This window comes from Veillonella sp., from assembly GCF_019414865.1.
GTDB lineage: Bacteria > Bacillota > Negativicutes > Veillonellales > Veillonellaceae > Veillonella.
This window is the reverse complement of the sequence record NZ_DXLG01000187.1, coordinates 1-2,109: the sequence shown is the minus strand read 5'-3', so window position 1 is coordinate 2,109 and position 2,109 is coordinate 1. Positions and strand designations below refer to the sequence as shown.

1 protein-coding gene is annotated in these 2,109 nt (G+C 40.9%); it reads left to right on the top strand.

Annotation, left to right across the window (positions count from 1 at the left end; all coding sequences use genetic code 11):
* Nucleotides 1-363 precede the first annotated feature (363 nt).
* Nucleotides 364-1,794, top strand: a complete 1,431-nt coding sequence (locus QZ334_RS08080) for a [FeFe] hydrogenase, group A (protein WP_295233516.1) — start codon at nucleotides 364-366, stop codon at nucleotides 1,792-1,794.
* The last annotated feature ends 315 nt before the right edge of the window (nucleotides 1,795-2,109 follow it).

Here is a 2,109-nt window from a genome sequence, read left to right as displayed (position 1 = left end):
TTATTTAAATTGATGCGCGTTTTCTTTTGTTTTAATTCCCTAAAAGTTGGTGAATTATTTACTCATTCGTGGTACAATGGGAATATTATTACGCATTTATGTAATTTCTATCTTATTGAAATATACTCACCCGCAATGTCATGTAGAATGTTACTCATAATGTCATGGGCAATAGTATGGTATCTAGAGAGGGATGATGGACCATAATTTTGCACAAAAGTGTAACATTTCTACATAGTATAAACTTTCACCATAGCGTATACTAGAGGTAAGATGTGGAAGTACGCCTTGAGCACAGTGCTCTGTAGTTTGGCCTAATTTCCCAAAAGGTTTGATAGTTTTAGTTTGTTAGAGGAGGTCCTCATGTCTCAATACGAATTTATCGATAAACGTGTGCCGATTGCGCTCGACAATCCATCCATTTATCACGACATTTCCAAGTGTAAAAACTGTACGTTATGCCGTCGCGCTTGTGCGGACGTAATGAGCGTACTCGACTACTACGATCTCGATGCAAACGGCGACGTGCCTGTATGTATCCACTGTGGTCAATGTGCGGCTGCATGTCCATTCGACTCCATGCATGCTAAATCCGAGCTTGAAAAGGTGAAAGCAGCTCTTGCAGATCCTGAAAAAATCGTGGTTATCCAAACAGCTCCAGCTGTTCGCGTAGCTATCGGTGAAGGCTTCGGCTACGAACCAGGTACGTTCCTTGAAGGTAAAATGGTTGGTGCTTTGCGTGCATTAGGTGCGGACTATGTAGTAGACACTAACTTCGGTGCAGATTTAACAATCATGGAAGAAGCATCTGAGCTTGTAGAACGCCTTAAGACTGGCGGTCAAATTCCTCAGTTCACAAGCTGCTGCCCAGCGTGGGTACGCTTTGCGGAAATCTACTTCTCTGAATTGATTCCTAACTTGTCTTCCACACGTTCTTGTATCGCTATGGAAGCGGCTATGATTAAAACATACTTTGCTGAGAAAAAAGGCATTAATCCTAGCAACATCGTATCTGTATCTGTAAACCCTTGTACTGCTAAAAAAGCAGAAACAAAGCGTGAAGAAGAAAATGCAGCGGCTCGTTTCTATGATGACGAATCCCTTGGCATGGATACAGATATTTCCATTACCACACGTGAATTCATCCGTTGGATCCAAGAGGAAAACCTCGACTTCAATGCTATTGAAGAATCCCAATTCGATGACTTAATTGGTATGGAAACTGGTGCATCTATCATCTTCGGTAACACTGGCGGTGTTATGGAAGCAGCTATGCGTACAGCGTATAAGCTCATCACTGATAAAGAACCACCTCCATATGCTTTGACACACCTCGAAGACGTTCGTGGTATGGAAGGCGTTAAAGAGGCAACTGTTCAATTAGGTGATGACGTTACATTGTCCGTTGCTGTAGTGCATGGCGGTAAAAATACACGTGACTTCCTTAACGCGTTGAAAGATAGCGATAAACACTATGACTTCATCGAAGTTATGGCTTGTCCAGGCGGCTGTATTGGTGGCGGCGGTCAACCGCGTACTAAATTGCCTCAAGCTGTGAAAACTAAGGAAGCTCGTATCGGTGGTCTTTATGAAGCTGATGCTAACTACAAATGGGTTGCTTCTTATGAAAACCCAGAAATCCAAGCATTGTACAAAGACTTCTTAGGCGAACCATTGGGTCACAAGGCGCACGAATTATTGCATACACACTACACAGACCGCAGCGCGGTGCTTGGTGATCGCAAAGACGTAACACCTGAAACTTGCCCAACATCCCCTAAATATAAGGGCTAATCGTATTACAAATTAGCTAATTTACTCAGTACGAGTTGTTTCGAATGTATTCTGGCGATGAATACATCGATATATTAGTATAGTTAGACTGGTATATGAGTAACTAACTGAACAGAAATAAATCCTACGGGTCATGAGTGACTTGATACTTGTGTAGATATTGACTACTGAGTGTCATCTTACATGCGATTCGTAGGATTTTTATGTATAACCTTCTTATAGTTTTATATATGTTATATGTATGAATTACCTTTTATATTAATTGTTACTGTTACTTTATAACTTTATTATGATAAATTGATATAGAAAATTAGC

Bases quoted from the DNA above. Each gene is read 5' to 3' on its own strand.
- QZ334_RS08080 (WP_295233516.1), top strand. From the start codon at position 364: ATGTCTCAATACGAATTTATCGATAAACGTGTGCCGATTGCGCTCGAC.